General features: G+C 67.6%; 18 protein-coding genes. 7 read left to right on the top strand and 11 right to left on the bottom strand.

Going from position 1 to position 21,582, the window contains the following annotated elements; all coding sequences use genetic code 11:
- The first annotated feature begins 28 nt into the window (after nucleotides 1-28).
- On the top strand, nucleotides 29-838 hold the full coding sequence (locus tag ACOQOP_RS03935) for a hypothetical protein (protein ID WP_420565018.1): 810 nt from the start codon (nucleotides 29-31) through the stop codon (nucleotides 836-838).
- Between the two features lie 9 nt (nucleotides 839-847).
- On the opposite strand, the gene ACOQOP_RS03930 is transcribed toward ACOQOP_RS03935, so the two are convergent.
- The 3 genes from ACOQOP_RS03930 to ACOQOP_RS03920 all read right to left on the bottom strand — a co-directional run bounded on the left by ACOQOP_RS03930 (nucleotide 848) and on the right by ACOQOP_RS03920 (nucleotide 5,085).
- A complete protein-coding gene (locus ACOQOP_RS03930; RefSeq protein WP_420565017.1) occupies nucleotides 848-1,375 on the bottom strand; it encodes a hypothetical protein in 528 nt (175 codons plus the stop codon).
- A gap of 211 nt (nucleotides 1,376-1,586) precedes the next feature.
- The gene (locus tag ACOQOP_RS03925) at nucleotides 1,587-3,857 is read right to left on the bottom strand and encodes a methyl-accepting chemotaxis protein (protein WP_420565016.1); all 2,271 of its coding nucleotides are present in this window, start codon (nucleotides 3,855-3,857) and stop codon (nucleotides 1,587-1,589) included.
- Nucleotides 3,858-4,281: 424 nt separating this feature from the next.
- The gene (locus ACOQOP_RS03920) at nucleotides 4,282-5,085 is read right to left on the bottom strand and encodes an SDR family NAD(P)-dependent oxidoreductase (protein WP_420565015.1); all 804 of its coding nucleotides are present in this window, start codon (nucleotides 5,083-5,085) and stop codon (nucleotides 4,282-4,284) included.
- A gap of 180 nt (nucleotides 5,086-5,265) precedes the next feature.
- Between ACOQOP_RS03920 and ACOQOP_RS03915 the strand changes: the two genes are divergently transcribed.
- Both ACOQOP_RS03915 and ACOQOP_RS03910 read left to right on the top strand, forming a co-directional pair.
- On the top strand, nucleotides 5,266-6,651 hold the full coding sequence (locus ACOQOP_RS03915) for an MmgE/PrpD family protein (RefSeq protein WP_420565014.1): 1,386 nt from the start codon (nucleotides 5,266-5,268) through the stop codon (nucleotides 6,649-6,651).
- Nucleotides 6,652-6,810: 159 nt separating this feature from the next.
- Nucleotides 6,811-7,488: a MarC family protein gene (locus ACOQOP_RS03910; RefSeq protein WP_420565013.1), complete on the top strand. Its 678-nt coding sequence runs from the start codon at nucleotides 6,811-6,813 to the stop codon at nucleotides 7,486-7,488.
- 136 nt (nucleotides 7,489-7,624) lie between these two features.
- Here ACOQOP_RS03910 and ACOQOP_RS03905 read toward each other — a convergent pair whose 3' ends face one another.
- From ACOQOP_RS03905 to ugpB, 4 genes are all read right to left on the bottom strand, one after another.
- Complete coding sequence (locus ACOQOP_RS03905; protein ID WP_420565012.1) at nucleotides 7,625-8,689, bottom strand: sn-glycerol-3-phosphate import ATP-binding protein UgpC; 1,065 nt, start codon at nucleotides 8,687-8,689, stop codon at nucleotides 7,625-7,627.
- A gap of 12 nt (nucleotides 8,690-8,701) precedes the next feature.
- Nucleotides 8,702-9,550, bottom strand: a complete 849-nt coding sequence (gene ugpE / locus ACOQOP_RS03900) for a sn-glycerol-3-phosphate ABC transporter permease UgpE (RefSeq protein WP_420565011.1) — start codon at nucleotides 9,548-9,550, stop codon at nucleotides 8,702-8,704.
- Entirely contained in the window at nucleotides 9,550-10,431 is an 882-nt protein-coding gene (gene ugpA / locus ACOQOP_RS03895) for a sn-glycerol-3-phosphate ABC transporter permease UgpA (protein ID WP_420565010.1), read from the bottom strand. Before ugpA ends, ugpE begins: the two co-directional genes overlap by 1 nt.
- Nucleotides 10,432-10,526: 95 nt before the next feature.
- Nucleotides 10,527-11,837, bottom strand: a complete 1,311-nt coding sequence (ugpB, locus tag ACOQOP_RS03890) for a sn-glycerol-3-phosphate ABC transporter substrate-binding protein UgpB (RefSeq protein WP_420565009.1) — start codon at nucleotides 11,835-11,837, stop codon at nucleotides 10,527-10,529.
- A gap of 240 nt (nucleotides 11,838-12,077) precedes the next feature.
- Here ugpB and ACOQOP_RS03885 point away from each other — a divergent pair, with 240 nt between their 5' ends.
- Nucleotides 12,078-13,025 (top strand): glycerophosphodiester phosphodiesterase, encoded by a 948-nt coding sequence (locus ACOQOP_RS03885; protein ID WP_420565008.1) that lies wholly within the window; start codon nucleotides 12,078-12,080, stop codon nucleotides 13,023-13,025.
- Nucleotides 13,026-13,045: 20 nt separating this feature from the next.
- A complete protein-coding gene (locus ACOQOP_RS03880; protein WP_420565007.1) occupies nucleotides 13,046-13,342 on the top strand; it encodes a hypothetical protein in 297 nt (98 codons plus the stop codon).
- 7 nt (nucleotides 13,343-13,349) lie between these two features.
- Here the strand turns inward: ACOQOP_RS03880 and ACOQOP_RS03875 are convergent, their stop codons facing one another.
- From ACOQOP_RS03875 to ACOQOP_RS03860, 4 genes are all read right to left on the bottom strand, one after another.
- Nucleotides 13,350-13,559 (bottom strand): DUF2783 domain-containing protein, encoded by a 210-nt coding sequence (locus ACOQOP_RS03875; protein ID WP_420565006.1) that lies wholly within the window; start codon nucleotides 13,557-13,559, stop codon nucleotides 13,350-13,352.
- Between the two features lie 2 nt (nucleotides 13,560-13,561).
- Nucleotides 13,562-15,184, bottom strand: coding sequence for an FAD-dependent oxidoreductase (locus ACOQOP_RS03870; RefSeq protein WP_420565005.1), 1,623 nt, complete (start codon nucleotides 15,182-15,184; stop codon nucleotides 13,562-13,564).
- Between the two features lie 29 nt (nucleotides 15,185-15,213).
- Nucleotides 15,214-16,164, bottom strand: a complete 951-nt coding sequence (locus ACOQOP_RS03865; RefSeq protein WP_420565004.1) for an MBL fold metallo-hydrolase — start codon at nucleotides 16,162-16,164, stop codon at nucleotides 15,214-15,216.
- Between the two features lie 292 nt (nucleotides 16,165-16,456).
- Nucleotides 16,457-17,641 (bottom strand): M20 aminoacylase family protein, encoded by a 1,185-nt coding sequence (locus tag ACOQOP_RS03860; RefSeq protein WP_420565003.1) that lies wholly within the window; start codon nucleotides 17,639-17,641, stop codon nucleotides 16,457-16,459.
- 130 nt (nucleotides 17,642-17,771) lie between these two features.
- Here ACOQOP_RS03860 and ACOQOP_RS03855 point away from each other — a divergent pair, with 130 nt between their 5' ends.
- Together ACOQOP_RS03855 and ACOQOP_RS03850 are read left to right on the top strand one after the other, a co-directional pair.
- Nucleotides 17,772-19,814 (top strand): hydantoinase/oxoprolinase family protein, encoded by a 2,043-nt coding sequence (locus ACOQOP_RS03855; RefSeq protein ID WP_420565002.1) that lies wholly within the window; start codon nucleotides 17,772-17,774, stop codon nucleotides 19,812-19,814.
- On the top strand, nucleotides 19,811-21,460 hold the full coding sequence (locus tag ACOQOP_RS03850) for a hydantoinase B/oxoprolinase family protein (RefSeq protein WP_420565001.1): 1,650 nt from the start codon (nucleotides 19,811-19,813) through the stop codon (nucleotides 21,458-21,460). Before ACOQOP_RS03855 ends, ACOQOP_RS03850 begins: the two co-directional genes overlap by 4 nt.
- The last annotated feature ends 122 nt before the right edge of the window (nucleotides 21,461-21,582 follow it).

The raw sequence follows: 21,582 nt of genomic DNA, 5'->3' as shown, positions 1-21,582 counted from the left end.
CCGGTTTCTATCGCCCGGTATGCTGCCCATGGATTGGTTGCTCGACTCCCTCGCCACCCCCGTCGCCGGTCTGATCGCCTATATCGACGGCGACAGGTCCCAGCAGCCGCACAATCACGCCCTGCTGATCATGTCCATGTTCGCCGGCTCGGTGGCGTTCTGGCATCTGGTGCTGTGGCGGTCGATGCTCGGCAACCGGCGGTTCTGGCGGGGGATCGATTACGTCTGGTATGTCGGCGCGTTCCTGTCCCTGATCCTCGGCGCCTATCAGGGCGAGCGCGACACCCTGGTGACCCGGCTGCAGAACATGGAGCGGCTGGCCGAGGTCGAGCTGAGCCGCCAGGACTCGATCATGGTGACGCTGGTGACCGAGTGCGACCGGCTGCTCTCCGCCGACCGGCTCGGCCATGCGGCGAGCTCCCGGCTGTTCGACCTGCCCCTGTGCCGTGCCGCCGAGAAGGTGCTGCCCCAGGCCGAGCGGTATGTGTTCGAGCATGTGAGCGGGGTCGGTTCCCTGTTCTTCGCCGAGACCAAGATGGCCCGGCTGACCGAGATCTGCGGCACCACCCGCGCCGCCTACCACGACGCGGCGGCCGCGGCGGAATCCGATGCCCGGGTGCCCGAGGCGGAGCTGTACACCCTGCTCTACTGCGACGACGAGACGGCGATGCGCACCCGGTTCGAGGAGGTGCGGCGGATTTCGGCCGAACAGGAGGCGGCATCCCGCTCGCCCTTCGGCGCGGTGGCGCATCTGTGGCCGCTGCTGCTGTCCCTGGTGGTCGGCCTGCGCATCACCAAGACGACGGCGGAGATCCGCCAGACCGGCCGCCGCGGCTGAGGCACATACTCAGAACCTGCGGGGTTCGTGGGCCGTCTCGGTGAAGACGATGAAATGGGTCACGCCCTCGGCCGCCGTCCCCATCGGCGCCACGGCGCGTACCCATTCCCGATGCGGGATGTCGATGCCCTCATAGCGCAGCCGGCCGACGAACAGGCGCGGATGGGCGACCAGGTCGCGGTAATGGGCCAGGAAGACCGAGCGCGTCGGCTCGATCAGGTCCGAGACCCACTGGCCATCGCCACCCATGTTGGACTTCTTGGCGATGGTCCGGCCGAAAATCAGGTACCGGAAATCGTCGCGCTCGGGGTCGTAGACCAGCTTATGCACCAGGCCGATAAGCGGTCCCAGCAGATCCACCGGGGTCGATGGCGGCACCAGGCCGTCCACCGCGTGGGCGTCGTACCAGTCGGCCAGCAGCGCCTGGCCCGGTGACCAGGTCGCTCGGTCCGGCATCTCCACGATCGAGCCGTTCTCGGCGTCCGCGGCATGCGGCTTCCGGCTCCGATCATAGGGATCGAGATAGGTATTGGACATCGATGCGCCCCCTCGCACTACCGATCTCCTTCACGCGCCCAGTGTACCGGGAATCTCCCGGGCGGTCGAAGGTTTCGGCTCCATGCTGCTGACAAGCAAGCTTCGTGCCGCCCCGGCGGCATAGCAAAATCCCCGGCCCATACGGGCCGGGGAATGTCACTCAACGTTCCGAAGACGGGGTCGGTTCCCCGGACGGATCCAGGCTCGCTTATCAGGCGAAGCGCAGGCCCACATTGCGGCCGTTCACGCCCGCGATCACCACGGCACGCTGGCCGATACGGGCGGAGGACAGCTCGCCGCGGCTCATATCCCCGGTCAGCGCCGTGCCCTCCCGCAGTTCGACACCGACGCCACCCTCCGAGGTGTTGACCACCGTCACGTCGTAGCGCTGCCCGCCGAGCTTGAGGGTGGCCTCTTCGCGGATGCTCTCGCGGGCCTTCTGGCGCCGGTCGACTTCCGGTGCGGAGGTCCGCACCACCCGCACGACCACCTGCTTGAGGTTCTCGATGGCTTCTTTGACGTGCACCGAGGCCGTCTGCACCGCCGAGGCGGCATCCAGGTTCGACCGCGCCTCGTTCGAGACCAGTTCGATGTTCACGGCCACGTCCCGCGCCGCCGAGGCGGTTTCCGACACGTTGCGGGCGATCTCCTGGGTCGCCGCCTGCTGCTGCTCGACGGCGGTCGCCACCGAGGTGGAGATCTCGTCGATCGCGCCGATCCGCTCGACCATGGTGCGGACGGCATCGACCGACCGCTGGGTGATCGCCTGGATCTCGTGGATCTGCTCGGTGATCTCGCCGGTCGCCTTGGCGGTCTGGGAGGCCAGGTTCTTCACCTCGCTGGCGACCACGGCGAAGCCCTTGCCGGCATCGCCCGCCCGGGCCGCCTCGATGGTGGCGTTCAGGGCCAGCAACCCGGTCTGCTGGGCGATGTCGTCGATCAGCACGACCACGGTGCCGATCTGCTTGGCCGCGTCTGCCAGGGTCTGGATGGTCGCCTGGCTCTCCTGGCCGACCTCCATCGCCTCGCGGGCGGTGGTGGCGCCGGTGACCACGCGGGAGGAGATCTCCTCGATCGACGCGGCGAGCTCCTCGGTGGCAGCGGAGACGGATTCCGCGTTGGCCAGCGCCTCCTGGGCGGCAGCGGCGACGGTCTGGCTGTTCTCCTCGACCTTGCGGGCGGAGCGCGCCATGTCCTGGGCCTGATTCGCCATCGAGGACGTTTCCGTGGAGACATCCTCCACGGCGCGGGCTGCCTCGGCCTCGACGGTGCGGGCCATAGCCTGCAGGGCCTCGATGCGCTCGGCCTCGTTCTGCTCGCGCATCCGCTCCTGTTCGGCGCGCAGACGCTCGGCTTCCTGGCCGTTCTGGCGGAACTGCTCCAGGGCCCGGGCGATGTCGCCGATCTCGTCGCGGCGACCCTGTTCCGGCACGTCGACCTGATAGGAGCCGGTGGAGACGGTCGACATGACGCCGATGATCCGGCTGAGCGGGGTGGTGATGGTGCGCGAGAACAGAACGCCGCCGATCAGCGCGAGAAGGATGACGCCGCCGCCCATCAGAATTTCGTACAGCAGAAGTTCGTCTTCGGAAGCGAAGGCTTCGTCGGCGTCGAGGGCCGCCATCACGCCCCAGGTGGTGCCGACGAACTGGACCGGCGCATAGGCGACCAGCACGTCCTTGTCGCCGATCTGGCCCTCGGTGGTCCCGGTCTCACCCGCCATGACCGCGTCATTGCCGGGCCAGGTGATCGTCTCCTTCAGCAGGGCGCTCTCGGTGGCGAAGCGGGAGTCGCTTCGGCGCAAGGAGTCGGCGCCGGTGATGACGGTGTCGCCGGTCTCGCCCAGGCCGATCGGATGCTGCATGACCTCGTTCAGGCGGTCGATCGGCATCTGGAAGGCGAGCACGCCGAGGATGTTGCCGGCATTGTCGGAAACCGTCTTGGCGATGAAGCTGGCCGGCGCGCCGTAGCTCGGCGCATATCCTTCGAAATCGTCGAAAACCACGGTGCCCGGCTTGGCCATCGCGCCCCGGTACACCCGGCCGAGGCCCGTATCGGCGTATTCGCCGTCAACGAAGTTGGTGGCGTAATCCAGCTCCTTGAAGACCGTGTAGACAAGGTTGCCGTTCGTATCGAACAGGAAGATGTCGTAGAAACCCTTGGCTCGCAGGAAAGCGCGGTACCAGGGATGATAATATCCGTGGGTCTCGTGATAGCCCTCCGATCCCTCGGCGCGGTCCAGTTCGTCCTTGGCCCCGGTCGGGTTCGGGTTCTCGGTGATATAGGCCGCCTGAAGCGCCTTGGTCGGGCCCTGGGCGAAGAACTCGGTCCACCCCCGCTTGAACGCGACGATCGCCTCGTAGGCGACCGGGCTGGTCGACAGGGTCTCAAGATCGGACTGGATCGTGTCCAGGTAGTTCTGCAACGACAGGGCACGGTCGCTGGCCAAGGCCTCAAGCCGTTGGTCGATTGCCTCTTCCATAGCCTGCGTCGACAGAATTATTCCGACAAGGCCACTGCCAACGCCGGCCATCAGGGCGGCGAGGAAGACAAGCGCGGGAATCTTGAAAGCCAACTTGGACATGACGGACCCGATTACAGTTCACACAAGACACACGAATGAGAGACCCGAATGCCGGAAACTTCTCGGATCAGTCGACCGTAACGATGAGCGCGGCGCGTAAAGAGTAGGTTAACGAAAACCCTCTTTCTCTCGTTTTCGGACGAAATATAGAAATTTAAGGAAATTGAAGGTGTTAGCGAAAGCGCGGAATACCGTGGCCTTCGGGTGGGGTCGGTATTCTCTTCTGATGCCCTCGTGGAATCCGCAGCGACGGGGCACTCGCCTAATACATGTAGGGCATCGGCGGCGCGGTCCACGCGCCGCCTGACCGGTGTCGTGGCCCCTACTGAGCGGTCACGCCGCCATCGACCACCAGGCTGGAGCCGGTCATGAAGCCGGCATCGTCGGAGGCCAGGAACACGATGCCGCCGGCGATGTCATCGGCGGTACCGTGGCGGCCGATCGGATGCATGTTCAGCGAGGCCTGCTTGGCGGCGTCCACGTCGTTGGTCCCGAGAGCCCTGGCCCGGGCCGTGTAGGTCTGGTCGCCCATGTCGGTCTCGATCACGCCCGGATGGATCTGGTTCACGCGGATCCGGTCGCCGCGCCGGCCGAAATACAGGGCGGTGGACTTGGTGAAGGTCGTCACCCCGCCCTTCGTCATCGAGTACAGCGGATCGACCATCGAGCCGACCAGGCCGGCGATGGAGGACAGGTTGATGATGGTGCTGCCATGGGGCGTGTCCTTCGCCGCCTCGCGCAGGGCCGGGGCAGCGATGCGGGTGCCGAGGAAGGTCCCGGTCAGGTTGACGTCGACCAGGGTCTTCCACTCCTCGAAGGAGATCTCCTCCAGGCTGCGGCCGATGAAGACCCCGGCATTGTTCACCAGAATGTCGAGCCGGCCGAAGGCCTCCACCGCCAGATCGACCGCCGCCTGCCAGCTCTCCGGGTCGGTCACGTCCAGGGTGACGAAGCGGCAGACGTCCTTGCCGCCGCCAATCTCCTGCGCCGTCGCCTTTCCGAGATCCTCGCGCACGTCGCCGATCACGACCTTGGCACCCTCGGCCACCATGCGTCGGGCGGTCTGCGCGCCGATGCCCCGCGCGGCTCCGGATATCAGGGCCACGCGCCCGTCCAGCTTACCCATGCTTGCGTCTCCTCCGCCGGCGCCGTGTCTGGTTGGATGGTCTCGTTGGATGATGTCGGCCGGCCAGCGTCAGTACAGCAAACCCGGGACGGGTAGACCATCCCACAACCGGCTCCTAGACTTTCGCCAAGGGCCCACGCCTCTCAACCGGGCCGCAGGGGACGCCCCGGGGAGATCGCCATGGCCAGCATCCACGCAACCGATACGGATACCCCCACCGCCCGGGCCCCGACCCGCGCGCTGGCCGCGTGGATCGCCGCCACGCCGGGCAGCGTCGTCGACGCGCGGGCGCTGCGCTGGGCCCGCCACTGCCTGATGGACTGGATCGGGGTGACCGTCGCCGGGGCGGGCGACCCGCTGGTCGCGATCCTGCTGGACGAGGCGCTGGCCGATGGCGGCGACGGCGACATCCCCCTGGTCGGGCTGGCCCAGTCCCTGCGTCCGTCCGACGCCATCCTGGTCAACGGGGCGGCCGGCCATGCGCTGGATTTCGACGACGTGAACCGCACCATGCACGGCCATCCGACCGTCGCGGTCATGCCCGCCGTCCTGACCGCCGCCATCGTCGAGGGCAACACCCTGGAGGAGGCGCTGCGCTCCTTCGTGATCGGCTACGAGATCGCCTGCCGGGTCGGCGACATGACCGGCGACGGTCATTACGACACCGGCTGGCACGCCACGGCGACGGTCGGCACCTTCGGGGCGGCCGCCGGGGTCTGCCACCTGCTCGGCCTGGACGCCGAGCGCACCGCGCATGCCCTGGGCCTCGCAACCACCCTCGCCTCCGGCCTGAAGTCTCAGTTCGGCACCATGGGCAAGCCGCTGCATGCCGGCCGCGCCGCCCAGAACGGCACCAAGGCGGCGCACTGGGCGGCACGGGGCTTCGTGTCCCGTCCCGACGGTTTGGAATGCGTTCAGGGGTTCTGGGAGACCCAGGGGCCGGATGCCGCCCCCTACGACATGGACTGGACTCCGGGCACGCCGTTCCTCATTGAGCGCAACCTCTTCAAGTTCCACGCCGCCTGCTACATGACCCATTCCGCCATCGAGGCGAACCGCACCCTGCGCAGCCGCCACGCCATCGACCCCGTGGACGTGAAGAAGGTGACGCTGAAGGTCAGCGAGGGCAGCCTGCGGATGTGCAACATCCCCGAGCCGGAGACCGGGCTGCAGGTGAAGTTCAGCCTGCGCCACACGGCTGCCCTGGCGCTGGCCGGGCGCAACACCGGTGCGGTCGACACCTTCACCGATGCCGTCGCCAACGAACCGGACCTGATCGCGCTGCGCCGCCGCGTGGACGTCGAGCCGGTCAAGATCGACCGCTCGGAAGCAAGCAAGGCCGAGGTGATCGTCGAGATGACCGACGGGAGGGTGCTGCACGAGATCCACGATGTGGGCGTGCCGGCCACCGACCTGGACGACCAGGAGGCCAAGCTGTCGGACAAGTTCGCCACCCTGGTGGCACCGCTGCTCGGCACGGACCGGGCGGAGGAGTTGCGCCGCGCCGCGCTGGCGGCGTCGAGTGCCGATCCGCGTGCGCTGCTGGCGGCGACCCAGCCCGGCTGACCGTCGGCGGCGATTTCGGGCCAATCCGACCGGAAATCGGCGAGAACGGCGTCGGTTCCTGCGAAATCTCGCGATTCATCCGGATTTTTGCCCCGATCGCGGGTAAGGATGGAGCCCGTCCGCCCGACCCGCCCCTGACCGACCGGAGACCGTGACCCGATGCTGTCCATGATCGACCTGCCCGATCTGGGGCGGGCCCTCATCACCATCCTCGTGGTCGTCGATCCGATCGGCAGCCTGCCGGTCTTCTACTACGCCACCAGTTCGGTACCCCGGCGCCTGCACCGGGCCTTCGCCATCCGGGCGGTGCTGATCGCCACGGTGGTGCTAATGCTGTTCCTGGTCGGCGGTCAGTACCTGCTGGAGGCGCTGGGCCTGCGGCTCGGCTCGTTCCAGATCGCCGGCGGCATCGTGCTGTTCCTGTTCGCCATGACCATGGTGTTCGGCGAGCCGAAATCGCAGATCGAGATCAAGGAGGCGGCGCGCGACCACCTGGCCAACGCGGTCTTCCCGCTCGCCATCCCCTCCATCGCCTCGCCCGGCGCCATGCTGGCGATCGTGGTCCTGACCGACAACAACGAGAACACCCTGCTGGATCAGGGACTGACGGCGGTCCTGCTGCTGATCGTGATGGCGATCACCCTGGTCCTGCTGCTGATGGCTGCCCGGCTGAAGCCGTTCCTGGGGGCGACCGGCGCCAACATCATCAGCCGGATCATGGGGATCATCCTGGCCACCATCGCCGTCGACGCGGTGCTCGGCGGGCTGGAGACGGTCGGTGTCGTGGATCTGGTCCCGGCCCAGGAAGGCGTGCTGGATACGAGCCCGGGGACATGACGCCCACTACTCTCGTCATCCCGGACGCGCCCGGACTTGATCCGGGAGCGGGCCGGGACCCAGCCGCGGCGTCCGTATAACGGTCCCGGCCCGCCCCCGGGTCGAGCCCCGGGGTCGTCCGGGATGACGCCCAAATTTAAATCCGCCCGCCCGTCTCCCGGTCGAACAGGTGCACCGCATCGGTCGCCGCCACCTGCACCGAGTCCTGGCCAGGGGCGAAATGGCCCGACAGGCGCACCGTCACCAGCCGGCGCTCGTCGCCGTCGAGATGGCCGTGCAGCAGGGTGTCCGCGCCCAATGCCTCCACCAGGTCCAGGCGCAGGGTCATGCCGTCCGCCGCCGGGGTCAGGTGCTCCGGGCGCACGCCCAGGGTCACCGGCCGGCCTGCCAGGTCCGGGCGCGGGTCCGGCAGGTTGATCGACGCACCGGAATCCAGCGCCACCGAGGTCCCACCCTCGGCCACGGTCCCCTCCAGCAGGTTCATCGAGGGCGAGCCGATGAAGGTGGCGACAAAGGTGGTCGCCGGCCGGTCGTAGAGTTCGATCGGGGTACCGATCTGCTCGGCCCGGCCGCCGTTCATCACCACCAGCCGGTCGGCCATGGTCATGGCCTCCACCTGGTCGTGGGTGACGTAGAGGCTGGTGATGCCGAGGCGGCGCTGCAGGCGCTTGATCTCGACCCGCATCTGCACCCGCAGCTTGGCGTCGAGGTTGGACAGCGGCTCGTCGAACAGGAAGACCGAGGGCTCGCGCACGATCGCCCGGCCCATGGCGACGCGCTGGCGCTGGCCGCCGGAGAGCTGGTTCGGCCGGCGGTCGAGCAGCGGCTCCAGTTCCAGGATCCCCGCCGCCTCGCGCACCCTTCGGTCGACCTCGTCCTTGGCCATCCCGCGGTTGCGCAGGCCATAGGCCATGTTGTCGTAGACCTTCATGTGCGGGTAGAGCGCGTAGTTCTGGAACACCATGGCGATGTCCCGGTCGGCCGGCTCCAGGTTGTTCACCATCCGGCCGCCGATCTCGATCGCGCCGTCGGACACCGTCTCCAGCCCGGCGACCATGCGCAGCAGGGTGGACTTGCCGCAGCCGGACGGGCCGACCAGCACGATGAACTCGCCGTCGGCCACGCCCAGGTCGATCCCGTGGATCGCGTGGTAGCCGTTCGGATAGATCTTCTGAACACCGCTGAGGTGCAGTTCGGCCATCTCAGGCGCTCCTTATTTCTCGGTCTCAACCAGGCCTTTGACGAACAGCTTCTGCATGACCACGACGACGATCACCGGCGGCACCATGGCCAGCATCGTGGTCGCCATGACCAGGTGCCACAGCGGCAGGGATTCCGCCGCCTGGGTCATGCGCTGAATGCCCATCACGACCGTGTAGAAGGACTCGTCGGTGGTCACCAGAAGCGGCCAGAGATACTGGTTCCAGCCGTAAATGAAGAGGATCACGAACAGCGCCGCCACGTTGGTGCGCGACAGCGGCAGCAGGATGTCCTTGAAGAACTTCCACGGCCCCGCCCCGTCGATCCGCGCCGCCTCGGCCAGTTCCTCCGGTACGGTCAGGAAGAACTGCCGGAACAGGAAGGTCGCCGTCGCCGAGGCGATCAGCGGCAGGCTGAGACCGACATAGGAGTTCAGCAGCCCGAGATTGGCCACCACCGCGAAGGTCGGCAGGATGCGGACCTCGACCGGCAGCATCAGGGTGATGAAGATCAGCCAGAAGCAGGCCATGCGGAACGGGAAGTCGAAATACACGATCGCATAGGCCGCAATCAGGGAGATGGCGATCTTTCCGATGGCGATGGCCAGGGCCATGACCAGGCTGTTGAACAGCATGGTGCCGACCGGGATGCCACCGGCATCGGCCACGCCGGCGCCGAGCACGGTGGCGTAGTTCTCGATGAACTTGTCTCCCGGCCACATCGGGATCGTGCCGTCCATGATGGCGTCGATCGGATGGGTCGAGGCAACGAAGGTGATCCAGATCGGCATCACCGTGACGATGATCCCGAGGATCACCACCAGGTGGGACAGGATCGTCAGATAGGGGCGATTCTCGACCATCAGTACTCGACCCTCCGCTCGATATAGCGGAACTGCACCACGGTCAGGCTGATCACGATCGCCATCAGCACCACCGACTGGGCGGCCGAGCCGCCGAGATCGAGGCCGATGAAACCGTCGCTGTAGACCTTGTAGACCAGGATCTGCGTCGCCCCGGCCGGACCACCCTCGGTCGTGGCGTGGATGATGCCGAAGGTGTCGAAGAAGGCGTAGACCACGTTGACCACCAGCAGGAAGAAGGTGGTCGGCGACAGCAGCGGGAAGATGATCGTCCAGAACCGCTTGAACGGGCCGGCGCCGTCGATCGCCGCGGCCTCGATCAGCGAGCGCGGAATCGCCTGCAGGCCGGCCAGGAAGAACAGGAAATTGTAGCTGATCTGCTTCCACGAAGCGGCGATGACCACCAGAATCATCGCGTCGCCGCCGTCGAGATAGTGGTTCCACTCATAGCCGAGACCCCGCAGCAGGTAGGCATTGATGCCCACCACCGGGTTGAACATGAAGAACCACAGCACGCCGGCGACGGCCGGGGCGACGGCATAGGGCCAGATCAGCAGCGTCTTGTAGGCGGTCGCCCCCTTGATCGTCCGGTCGGCCATCACCGCCAGCAGCAGGGCGAAGGCCATGGACGCGAAGGCGACGGAGAAGCTGAACACCACGGTGTTCCAGAAGGTGTCGAGATAGAGCGGGTCGGAGAACAGCGCCTCGAAATTCTCGAACCAGACGAACTCGGTCGACAGGCCGAACGCGTCCTCCACCAGCAGCGACTGGTAAAGCGCCTGGGCCGCCGGCCAGATGAAGAAGATCAGGGTCACGGCAAGCTGCGGCAGCAGCAGCAGATAGGGCAGCCACAGGTTCCGGAAGGTTACGCGCTTGATCAAATCTCAGCCCCCGCAACATCGGCGGAAGGCCGGCACGCTGGGCGCCGGCCTTCACACCCGGTTCACGCGCACTCGCCAGGAGTGCGGAGACGGCCTCAGTCGTTGGCCTTCTCGAACTTGCGCAGCAGGTCGTTGCCACGCTCCACGGCGGTGTCCATGGCCTGCTTGGCGGTCTTCTCGCCGGCCCAGAGCGCTTCCATCTCCTCGTTGATGACGTCACGCACCTGGACGAAGTTGCCGAAGCGGATGCCCTTGGAGTTCGGGGTCGGCGTGTTCAGGCTGAGCTGCTTGATCGCCGTGTCGGTGCCCGGGTTCTTCTCGTAGAAGCCCTGCTTCTCCGACAGCTCGTAGGCCGCCGTGGTGATCGGCACGTAGCCGGTCTCCTGGTGCCAGCGGGCCTGCACCTCAGCCGAGGAGATGTAGTTGAAGAACTGGGCCACGCCCTTGTACTCGGCCGCCGGCTTGCCCTGCAGAACCCACAGGGTGGCGCCGCCGATGATCGAGTTCTGGGCCTTGTCCGCCACCTCGGTGTTCAGCGGCAGCATGGTCTGGCCGAAGGTGAACTTGGCCTGCTGGACGATCGAGCCGTAATAGGCCGAGGAGTTCATCCACATGCCGCATTCACCGTTGGTGAACAGCGGCAGGCTCTCGCCGCGACGTCCGCCATACTGGAACAGCTTCTTTTCCTGGCTGTCGGCGATGCTCTGCAGGGTGCCGATCACGTCGTCGTTGTTGAACACGAACTCGGTGTCGAAGCCGGCGAAGCCGTTCTCCTTGGTGCCCATCGGGATGTTGTGCCAGGCCGAGAAGTTCTCGACCATGACCCAGGACTGCCAGCCGAAGGAGAAGCCGCACTTCATGCCGCTGTCGACCAGCTTCTGCGAGGCGTCGAACACCTCGGCCCAGGTCGACGGCACCTTGGCGCCCGCCTTGTCCAGCGCGTCCTTGTTGTACCACATCACCGGCGTGGAGCTGTTGAACGGCAGGGACAGCAGCTTGTTGTCCGGCGTGGTGTAGTAGCTGACCACGGCCGGCAGGTAGTCGTCCTGATTGAACGCAGTGCCGGTGTCTTCCATCAGCTTGTAGACGGGATAGACGGCACCCTCGGCCGCCATCATGGTCGCGGTGCCGACCTCGAAGACCTGGACGATGTGCGGCTGCTGCTTGGCGCGGAACGCCGCGATGGCCGCGGTCATGGTCTCGGTGTAGTTGCCCTTGTAGACCGGCACGACCTTGTAGTCGGACTGCGACGCGTTGAAGCCGTCGGCCATCTCGTTCACGAGCTCGCCATTGCGGCCACCCATCGCGTGCCACCACTGGATCTCCGTGGCGGCGATCGCCTCGCTCGCCATGGACAGCGCGAAGGCGCCCGCCATGCCGGCAATGATCGTCTTGGAGTTGAACATGCTCTTCCCCCGGTACAGGTTGGTTATCATTGGCGACGTCGCCGATGCCGAACTGGCGAAAAGGGGATCGCGGTTGCGGAGGGGCCCCGGTTGCGCAGCAGGTGTTCGGCACGCCGCAGGCATATCTTAGAGACAATTACGGCAACATGACACTTTCATGACCATCGGGTTACGTGCTTGCCAGATAACGACTAATCCGCTCTCAGTAAGAGCGGTCGATCCCAAAGGAGGAACAATCCCATGCGCCGTTCCCTGATGCTGCTGGCCGCCCTGGCCGGCCTGTCCGCCGGCCCGGCGCTGGCGGTGGATATCCATGGTCATCGCGGTGCCCGCGGCCTGCTGCCGGAGAACACCCTGCCCGCGTTCCGCGAGGCGATCGCGTTGGGTGTCGACGTTCTGGAACTGGATACCGGCATGACCGCCGACGGGGTCGTGGTCGTGCTGCATGACCGCGAACTGTCGCCCGACCTTGCCCGAATCGACGGCACATGGATCGACGCGCCGATGCTGGTCCACGGCATGACCCATGCCGAGCTGCACGCGGTCGATGTCGGCCGTGCGCGCCCCGGCGGCAAGGTGGCCGAGCGGTTCCCCGACCAGACCCCGGTGGACGGCACGCCGGTGCCGACCCTCGCCGAAGTGCTGGCGCTGGCGGCGGTGGAGGGACCAGCCGACCTGCGGTTCAACATCGAGACCAAGCTGTCGCCGCTGGCCCCGGACCAGACCGCCGATCCCGAGATCTTCGCCGAAGCGGTGGTTGCGCAGATCCGCGAGGCCGGGGTCGAGGAACGCGCGATCGTCCAGAGCTTCGACTGGCGCACCTTGGCGGTGGTCCACCGGATCGCGCCGGAGATCCGCACCTCCTATCTCACGGCGGAGCGCAACTGGCTGAACAACGTGCAGGCCGGACGCTCCGGTGCCTCGCCCTGGCTGGGTGGCCTCGACATCGACGATTTCGGCGGCTCGGTGCCCCAGGCCATCGCCTCCCTGCACGGCGATATCTGGTCGCCCTATTACCGCGACCTGAATGCCGAGAAACTGAAGGAGGCCCATGCGCTCGGCCTGGAGGTGCATGTCTGGACGGTGAACGACGCCGCCGAGATGAAGGCATTGGCCGAGATAGGCGTGGACGGCATCATCACCGACTACCCAAATGTCGCCATCGAAGCGGTGCGGCACAAGCACTGACGGGAGCACAGGAGGAGACCATGACCTTGGACGAGTTCCGCCGATCTCTGGACGCCCCCGCCCCGCCCGCCGGGTTGAGCCCGGCCCTGCTCGGGTTGTGGCACCAAGGCAAGGGCGACTGGGAGGCGGCGCACGAGACGGTGCAGGCCGACGACGGCGCCGACGCCGCCTGGGTCCACGCCCACCTGCACCGGGTGGAAGGCGACGAGATGAACGCCGGCTACTGGTTCCGCCGGGCCGGCAAGCCGCATACCAAGGGGGATCTGCAGGCTGAGTGGGCGGCGCAGGTGGAAGCGTTGCTGGACGGAGGGCGCTAGTCGTTCGTCATTCCGGGGCCGCCCCCGAAACGGTCCTGGCGGCGGCGAGGGCCTGGGACAGGGCCTCCCGGTCGCCGATATGGTTGGCCAGGATCAGGATCAGCCGGGCGTTCAGGGCGTCGCTCTCCTCCTTCGACAGGCCTTCATGGGTGGCGATGAGCTCGGCGTAGAAGTCGTCGGGCCGGTCGATGTTCGGGGTCAGGATCAGATCGGCCATGGTCACTCCCTTGCCAGTGCCCGGCGCAGCGCCCGCCGCACCGCGCCGTCGTCATAGGCCGGCCAGCGCGCCACCACATGCTGGTCCGGGCGAATGAGGTAGACCGCCGCTCCCGCCTCCCCCAGATAGCGCGCGGCCAGCGCCCCGCTCAGATCGTCGCGGGCGGACAGGGCCAGCCGGGTGACCGCGACTCCGGCCTCCTCCAGCCTCTCGGGCGCCTCGGCATCGACGGTCAGCAGGTGGAACCGGCCGTCCAGCCGGTCGAGCAGGAAGCCGTCGTCGAGGGGGAGGTCCGGACACGGACTTCCCGGCCGGCTGCGCGGCGGCCCTTCGGGCAGGGCGTCCTCGCCGTTCAGCGCCGAGCCGTCATAGGTGCAGGGCACGGAGAGCCGCCCGGAATTCACCAGCGGCCGGGCGAAGGGATACCGCTCGCTCAGCTCCAGCACGGCGTCGCGGAACAGCTTCGATGTCTCGGATTTCGGGGTGATGAAGTCGGTGGCGCGGGTGGAGTTGAGGATGTTCTCGTCGGCCGCCATCTCCCGCTCCGCCGCGTAGGTGTCGAGCAGGCTTTCGGGGGCGGTGCCGTCCAGCACCAGCGTCAGCTTCCAGGCCAGGTTGTCCACGTCCTGCACGCCGGAATTCGCCCCGCGCGCGCCGAAGGGCGAGACCTGGTGGGCGCTGTCGCCGGCGAACAGGACCCGGCCATGGCGGAAGGTCTTCATGCGGCGGCACTGGAAGGTGTAGATCGATTTCCACACCACCTCGTAGGCGATGTCCGGGCCGAGCATCTCGTCGATCCGGGCGCGCACATTCTCGTCGCGCAGTTCCTTCTCCCGGTCCACATGCCAGCCGATCTGGAAGTCGAGCCGCCAGACATTGTCCGGCTGCTTGTGCAGCAGGGCGGAGGATCCGGACTTGAAGGGCGGGTCGAACCAGAACCGCCGCTCGGTCGGGAACGGGGCGTCCATCTTCACATCGGCGATGAGAAAGCTGTCCTCGAACACCCGGCCCTCGAAGCCGAGCCCCAGCGCGTTGCGCACGGGAGAGCCGGCGCCGTCGCAGGCGATCACCCAGTCGGCGTCGATCGTGTATGGCCCGTCGGGGGTCAGCACGTCCAGGGTCACGCCGCCCTCGGCGGTGGTCACCCCCTCAACCCGGTTGCGGCCCCGGATCTCGATCGGCGCACCCGCCGCCTTGGCGGCGCGGATGCGGTCGACCAGGGCCTTCTCGAAATAGGGCTGCTGCAGGTTGATGAAGGCCGGATAGCGGTGCCCCGCCTCGGGCAGCAGGTTGAACTCGAAGACCTTGCGGTCGCGGTGGAACACCTTGCCCAGGTTCCACACCACACCCCGGTCGAGCAGCTCCGTGCCGCATCCGAGGCGGTCGGCAATCTCCAGGCTGCGTTTGGCGATGCAGATGGCCCGGCTGCCCATGCCAATGCCCTCGTGGTCGTCGAGCACCAGCACCGGCACGCCCTTCAGCCCGAGGTCGAGGGCGGCGGTCATCCCCACCGGCCCTCCGCCGACGATCACCACCGGATGACGGACGGGCGCGACCGCGTCCTGATCGGCGCAGCGTGCATATGGGTATTCCCGGAAGGCGAGCGTGTAGCGATCCTGAAGCATCGCCGGTCTCCCCGCTTTAGGGCGGCCTCCTACCCCTGCAGCGCCTCCCACATCTCCAGATCGCGCTGGGCGGTCCAGATGCGGGGGGTGTCGATGCCGCGGGCCTCGTCATAGGCGCGGGCGACGTTGAACGGCAGGCAGTGCTCGTAGATGGCGTAGTCCTTGAACTTGGCGTCGCAGGCATCGCGCACCGCGTCCCAGGCGTCCTTCAGGCTGCCGCCGCGCGCCGCCACCTTCTGGGCCGGCCGGTAGGTGCTCTCCACGAAGTCGCGCGTGGATTCCAGCCCGGCATCGACCCGGTCGCGCCCGACCAGGGCGTCGCCGCGGCCGGGTGCTATGGAGTGCGGGTTGTAGGCCTTCACCGCGTCCAGCGTGCCGCCCCAATCCTCGAAATGTCCGTCGCCGCAGTAGCAGGCGGAGTGGTACTCGACGATGTCGCCGGTGAACATGACCTGCTCGTCCGGCACCCAGATCACCGCGTCGCCGGCAGTGTGGGCACGGCCGATCTGCTTGATCTCGACCTTGCGGTTGCCGAGATAGACGGTCATCGAATCCGAGAAGGTCGTGGTCGGCCAGGTCAGGCCGGGGATGCTCTCATGGCCCTCGAACAGGCGGGGGAAGCGCTGGAACTCGCTGTCCCAGTCCTCCTGGCCGCGCTCCACCACCATGGAGCGAGCCTTGTCCGACATGATGACCTGCACATCACCGAAGGCGCTGGCGCCAAGCACGCGGACGGCGTGGTAGTGGGTCAGGACCACGTGGGTGATCGGCTTGTCGGTGACCTCGCGGACCTTGTCGATCACCATCTGCGCCAGGCGCGGGGTGGCCTGAGCCTCGACGATCATGACGCTGTCATCGCCAATGATGACGCCCGAATTCGGGTCCCCCTCGGCGGTGAAGGCCCAGAGATCCTTGCCGACCTCGGTGAAGCTGATTTTCTTCTCGCCCAGGTCCCCCTGGCTCGCGAATGCTTTCGCCATGCACGTCCTCCCGTTCATCCGTCCCCGGTGGGCGCGGCCGGCGCGTCCGGGGGTGTGGTTCTGTTGGCACGAACCTTAACGCGGAACGGGTTGCCGGCGTACAGGACGAATTGCGGGGGGGGGGGGTGCGCGGGCTACTCCCCCTTCTTCCCGGCCTCGCGCCGGGACCGAGAGGAGGAGCGGCCGGAGCATAGCGGGTTACGCTCCGGCACGCCGATGGCTGGGTCCCGGCGCGAGGCCGGGAAGACGGGAAAGAGGTAAGATTCACTGAGCGATCAATGCGCCCAGCCGCTTACGCCGCCTTCGGCAGCAGCTTCTCCACCAGCAGCGCCCAGTAGGACGCGCCGTAGGGCAGGGCCTCGTCGTTGAAGTCGTAGGCCGGGTTGTGGACGTTCACGCCGCCGTCGTCGCCGATCCCGTTGCCGAGGTTGATGTAGCAGCCCGGGCGGTGCTGCAGCATGTAGGCGAAGTCCTCCGCCCCCATGACCGGCTCGGCGTCGGTGTCGACGTTCTCGTCGCCGACCAGCTCGCGGGCGATGGCGGCCGCCTTCTCGATATGGACCGGATCGTTGACCAGGGCCGGATAGCGGCGGTCGTACTTCACCTCGATCGTGCAGTCGAAGCCCTCGGCGATCGCCGTGCAGATCTTCTTCATCTTGGCCTCGACCATGTCCTGGACCTCCGGGCGGAAGGTCCGCACGGTGCCCTGCATATAGACCAGGTCCGGCACCACGTTGCCGGTATGGCCGCCGGAGACCTGGGTCACAGACAGCACCGCGCTGTCCAGCGGGTCGGTTGAGCGGCTGACGATGGACTGAAGGGCCAGCACGATCTGCGCCTGGACGATGATCGGGTCGATGGTCTTGTGCGGCCGCGCGGCATGGCCGCCATAGCCATGGATGAAGATCTCGAACATGTCGGCACCGGCCATGGACGGGCCCGGGCGCATGCAGATCTTGCCCACGGGCAGGCCCGGCCGGTTGTGCATGCCGTAGACCGCGTCGACCGGATACTTCTCGAACAGCCCGTCATCCTCGACCATCACCCGGCCGCCGGCGACGTTCTCCTCGGCCGGCTGGAAGATCAGCACCACCTCGCCGGAGAAATTACGGGTCTCCGCCAGGTAGCGCGCCGCCCCCAGGAGGATGGCGGTGTGGCCGTCATGGCCGCAGCCATGCATCTTGCCCGGGATCTTCGACGCCCAGGGCTTGCCCGTGGCCTCGATGATGTCGAGCGCGTCGAAATCCGCGCGGATGCCGATCCGCCCCCCCGGTCCGCCGTTCCCCTTGATCGTCGCGACGATGCCGGTCTTGGCCAGCCCCCGCTCCATATGGTCGACGCCGATCTCCTCCAGCCGCTTGGCGATGAAATCGGAGGTCCAGACCTCCTCGAAGGCGGTCTCGGGATGGGCGTGCATTTCCCGGCGCCACTCGGTCATTTCCTCGTGGAAGTCGGCGATGCGGTTGATGATCGGCATGGAAAGGCTCCTGACTTGAATGCCGGCCAGCCTAGGCGCAGCCGTTCCCCCTGCCAAGATCGCGTCTTGACGCGGTGGGGACGGGCCTCTGTCATAGCCGCTCCCGCCCGTCTTACATGCAGGTTCCGCCTTGGCCGCCATCCGCATCGCCGTCGATATCGGCGGCACCTTCACCGATCTGCAGATCCTGAACGAGGAAACCGGGGCGGCCGACGCCCACAAGGTGCCGACCACCCCGGCCGACCCGTCGGAGGGGCTGATCGCCGGCATCGTGGAGGCGTCCCAGCGGCTCGGATTCGCCCTGTCGGACATCCGCGCGATCATGCACGGCACCACCATCGCCACCAACGCGGTGCTGGAGCGCAAGCTGCCGGCCGGCGCGCTGCTGATGACCGAGGGCTTCACCGACGTGCTGGAGATCGGCCGCCATTTCCGCAGCCTGGTCTATGCCAACAAGGCTGAGGAGCGCGCCCTGCTGATCCCGCGCTCGCGGCGCTACCCGGTGGCCGAGCGGCTGCGGGCCGACGGCACGGTGGAACGCAAGCTGGACGTCGAAAGCGTGCGCGCCGCCGCCCGAAAGGCGGCAGCGGCCGGCGCCAAGGCCATCGCGATCTGCCTGCTGCACGCCTATGCCAATCCGGAGCACGAGCTGGAGGCCGCCCGCATCGTGCAGGAGGAGCTGCCGGACGCCTATGTCTCCTGCTCCCACGCGGTCAGCCCGGAGATCCGCGAGTTCGAGCGCGCCTCGACCACCGTACTGAACGCCCTGCTGATGCCGGTGGTGAAGACGTATCTCTCCAAGCTGCGCGGACGGCTGTCCGACACCGGCATCACCGCGCCGGTCTATCTGGTGCAGTCCAACGGCGGGGTGACCACGCCGGAGACCGCGGGCGAGCAGCCGGCCCGCCTGCTGCTGTCAGGTCCGGCCGGCGGGGCCAGGGCGGCGGAGGTGCTGTCAGCCGAGCTCGGCATCGGCAACCTGATCGCCGTCGACATGGGCGGCACGTCCTACGACGTCTCCATCGTCGACAACGGCGCCATCCGGCTGGTCACCGAGGGCAAGGTCGACGGACTGCCGGTCCGCCTGCCGATGATCGAGATCCGCACCATCGGCGCCGGCGGCGGCTCCATCGCCCGGGTCGACGAGACCGGCCGGCTCTATGTCGGCCCGGAGAGCGCGGGCGCCACACCGGGTCCGGTCAGCTACCGGCGCGGCGGCACCGAGCCCGCCGTCACCGACGCCAATGTGGCGCTGGGGCGGATCGACCCGGACTTCTTCCTCGGCGGCGCCATGAACCTCGACGTGGACGGCGCCCGCAGGGCCCTGTCGGAGAAGGTGGCGAAGCCGCTCGGGCTGGAGGAAGGACCGGCGGCCGACGGGATCGTCGCCATCGCGACCACCCACATGGCCTCGGCCATCCGGCTCTCGCTGTTCGAGAAGGGGCTCGACCCGAGTGATTTCGCCCTGATCTCCTTCGGCGGGGCTGGCGGTCTGCATGCCTGCGACACGGCCGCGGAGATCGGCGCCGCCCGTGTGGTCTTCCCCCGCGACCCCGGCACGCTCAGCGCCTGGGGCATGCTGTTCAGCGACGTGGTGCACGACATCGCCCGCTCCCGCCTGATGAAGGCCGAGGCCGCGAATCTCGGTGAGGTCGAGAGCCTGATCGCCGAGATGAGGACAGACGGCGAGGAGGCTCTCGCCCGCGACGGGATACCGGAGGGCGAACGCACCTACCCCGTCACCCTGGACCTGCGCTATCCGGGCCAGGCCTACGAGATCGGCGTGCCGTTCGACGGCGACCTGGCGGCGACCGTGACCGCCTTTCACGACGCCCACGAGCGGCAATACGCCCACGCCGAACGGCATGTGACGCCGGAGATCGTCACCCTGCGCATGGCCGCCACAGGCCGGCTCAGCAAGCCGGCGGCCCGGCCCTTCGAGGGCGGCAAGGACGTGACCGTGAAGGCGTGCCGGCCCGTGCGTCTCGCCGGAGCCCTGCGCGAGACCGCCATTATCGACCGCGAGACACTCGGCCCCGGCGCCTCCCTCGACGGTCCGGCGATCATCGAGGAGGCCCACTCCACCCTGCTGATCCCGCCTGGATGGGCCCTCACCGTTCATCCCAGCGGTGCCCTGATCGCCACCCTGACCGCCGAAGGAGATGCGTCATGAGCGCGCCCGAGCTCGATCCCGTCCAGGTGGAGATCATCCGCAACGCCCTGGTAGCGGCGGCGGAGGAGATGGGGGTGACGATCTGGCGGACCAGCCGGTCCTCGGTGGTGCGCGACCTGCTGGACTATTCCACCTGCGTGTTCGACGCCGATGGCGGGGCGGTCGGCCAGTCCACGGCGATCCCGATCCACCTGAACTCCATGCCTTCCTGCCTGGCCGAGATCCTGGCCAACCACATCCCGATCGAGGAGTGGGAGGACGGCGACATCATCATCACCAACGACCCCTATGCCGGCGGCCAGCACCTGTCCGACATCCAGACCTTCAAGCCGGTGTTCCATGAGGGCCGACGCATCGCCATCGCCGGCATCCTGGTGCATCACCTGGACGTGGGCGGCGGGGCGGCGGGGTCCTACGACCCCAGCGCCACCGAGATCCAGCAGGAGGGCTTCCGCATCCCGCCGCTCAAGATCGCCGAGCGCGGCAAGCGCAACGAGGCGGTAGTGAAGCTGCTGCTGCGCCAGACCCGCGAGCCGGCCAATGTCGGCGGCGACTTCGCCTCGCAGCTCGCCGCGCTGGAGACCGGTGCCGCCAACCTGAAGCGCATCGTCGCCCGCTACGGCCCCGACCTGCTCGCTGCCGCCATGGCCCGCATCCAGGACCAGTCGGAGGCGGCCATGCGGGCGATGATCCGCGACGTGCCGGACGGCACCTACACCTTTGAGGATTTCGTCGACGATGACGGCATCGACCGGGACACAAAGCTGCGCATCGCCGTGACGCTGACCGTCGAGGGCGACGGCATGACGATCGACCTCGACGGTTCCAGCCCCCAGGCCAAGGGCCCGGTGAACTGCACCTATGCCATGGCCTATTCGGCCGCCATGTGCGGCGTGCTGATGTCTCTCGGCACCGAGATCCCGGCCAATGCCGGCTGCTACCGCCCGGCCAGGGTGACGGCCCCGCTCGGCACGGTGGTGAACTGCCGCTACCCCGCCCCGGTCGCCAACCGCATGGCCACCGGCCACCGGGTGGTCAACGCGGTGATGGGCGCCTTCCACCAGGCGATCCCGGGCAAGGTGCCCGCCGCTTATTACGGGGTCAGCTACGCCACGGCGATGAACTGCATCCATGCCGACGGCAGCCGGCAGGTGTATTTCGACCTGGAATGCGGCGGCTGGGGCGGCCATCCGGACGAGGACGGGGCAAGCGGCTTCTCCTGCGGGCTGCACAACATCTCCAACGCGCCGATGGAGATGCTGGAGAACAGCCTGCCCATCCAATTCCAGGAATACGCCCTGGTGCCCGACAGCGGCGGGAAAGGCCGCACCCGCGGCGGATTGGGCCTCGCCCGCGCCTACCGTCTGGAGACCCCGACGGGCGTGTTCGCCGCCAACCTGGACCGTTTCAAGGTACGCCCCTACGGCCTTGCCGGCGGCGAGCCGGGCCAGCCCGGCCGCCTGACGGTGACCCGCGCGGCCACGGGCAAGACCGAGGACCTGCCGTCCAAGGTCTCCAGCGTGCCGGCTTGGAAGGGTGACATTTTCCGCCTGCAGACGGCCGGTGGCGGCGGCTACGGCGATCCGTCGGAACGCAGCGCCGAAGCGAAGGCGTTGGATGTGGAGAACGGCTATACGAGCGGGTGATGTCCTGCGTCGCGCCCCCCTCCTCCTCCCCGTCTTCCCGGCCCTGCGCCGAGACCGAGCCCTCAGCCCGATGGAGCTGCTCAGGTGCTGTAGCAGCCCGAACCCTGGGTCCCGGCTCAAGG

Source organism: Thalassobaculum sp. (assembly GCF_965223715.1).
Taxonomy (GTDB): domain Bacteria; phylum Pseudomonadota; class Alphaproteobacteria; order Thalassobaculales; family Thalassobaculaceae; genus Thalassobaculum.
This window is presented reverse-complemented; position numbering and strand designations above follow the sequence as displayed.

Bases quoted from the DNA above. Each gene is read 5' to 3' on its own strand.
- ACOQOP_RS03935 (WP_420565018.1), top strand. From the start codon at position 29: ATGGATTGGTTGCTCGACTCCCTCGCCACCCCCGTCGCCGGTCTGATC.
- ACOQOP_RS03930 (WP_420565017.1), bottom strand. From the start codon at position 1,375: ATGTCCAATACCTATCTCGATCCCTATGATCGGAGCCGGAAGCCGCAT.
- ACOQOP_RS03925 (WP_420565016.1), bottom strand. From the start codon at position 3,857: ATGGAAGAGGCAATCGACCAACGGCTTGAGGCCTTGGCCAGCGACCGT.
- ACOQOP_RS03920 (WP_420565015.1), bottom strand. From the start codon at position 5,085: ATGGGTAAGCTGGACGGGCGCGTGGCCCTGATATCCGGAGCCGCGCGG.
- ACOQOP_RS03915 (WP_420565014.1), top strand. From the start codon at position 5,266: ATGGCCAGCATCCACGCAACCGATACGGATACCCCCACCGCCCGGGCC.
- ACOQOP_RS03910 (WP_420565013.1), top strand. From the start codon at position 6,811: ATGCTGTCCATGATCGACCTGCCCGATCTGGGGCGGGCCCTCATCACC.
- ACOQOP_RS03905 (WP_420565012.1), bottom strand. From the start codon at position 8,689: ATGGCCGAACTGCACCTCAGCGGTGTTCAGAAGATCTATCCGAACGGC.
- ugpE (WP_420565011.1), bottom strand. From the start codon at position 9,550: ATGGTCGAGAATCGCCCCTATCTGACGATCCTGTCCCACCTGGTGGTG.
- ugpB (WP_420565009.1), bottom strand. From the start codon at position 11,837: ATGTTCAACTCCAAGACGATCATTGCCGGCATGGCGGGCGCCTTCGCG.
- ACOQOP_RS03885 (WP_420565008.1), top strand. From the start codon at position 12,078: ATGCGCCGTTCCCTGATGCTGCTGGCCGCCCTGGCCGGCCTGTCCGCC.
- ACOQOP_RS03880 (WP_420565007.1), top strand. From the start codon at position 13,046: ATGACCTTGGACGAGTTCCGCCGATCTCTGGACGCCCCCGCCCCGCCC.
- ACOQOP_RS03875 (WP_420565006.1), bottom strand. From the start codon at position 13,559: ATGGCCGATCTGATCCTGACCCCGAACATCGACCGGCCCGACGACTTC.
- ACOQOP_RS03870 (WP_420565005.1), bottom strand. From the start codon at position 15,184: ATGCTTCAGGATCGCTACACGCTCGCCTTCCGGGAATACCCATATGCA.
- ACOQOP_RS03865 (WP_420565004.1), bottom strand. From the start codon at position 16,164: ATGGCGAAAGCATTCGCGAGCCAGGGGGACCTGGGCGAGAAGAAAATC.
- ACOQOP_RS03860 (WP_420565003.1), bottom strand. From the start codon at position 17,641: ATGCCGATCATCAACCGCATCGCCGACTTCCACGAGGAAATGACCGAG.
- ACOQOP_RS03850 (WP_420565001.1), top strand. From the start codon at position 19,811: ATGAGCGCGCCCGAGCTCGATCCCGTCCAGGTGGAGATCATCCGCAAC.